1 protein-coding gene is annotated in these 294 nt (G+C 51.4%); it reads left to right on the top strand.

All coding sequences use genetic code 11. The features are described 5' to 3' along the window. A partial coding sequence (gene coaE, locus KDM89_RS21655; protein WP_212689838.1) for a dephospho-CoA kinase occupies positions 1-294 on the top strand: 294 nt, incomplete at both ends.

A 294-nucleotide genomic window follows, 5' to 3' on the forward strand; every position in this document is an offset into this window, starting at 1 on the left:
GACCTGATCGCCCACGCACTCACTCAGAAAGATGGTCTGGCCATTCCACAGATACGTGCAGAATTTGGTGATCAGGCAATTTCTATTGATGGCAGTATGGATAGAGCCAGAATGCGCGCATTAGTTTTTAATGACAGCGCCGCCAAACTCAGACTCGAAGCGATCTTACATCCACTGATACGTAGCCAGACCGAGCAGGCAGCCGCGAGCGCTACCGGTGACTATCTGATTTTTGTCGTGCCTCTGCTGTTTGAGTCCGGCAACTGGAGGCAAAGAGTAGACCGTATCCTGGTT

Source organism: Cognatundibacterium luofuense, from assembly GCF_018139685.1.
GTDB lineage: Bacteria > Pseudomonadota > Gammaproteobacteria > Burkholderiales > Burkholderiaceae_D > Undibacterium > Undibacterium luofuense.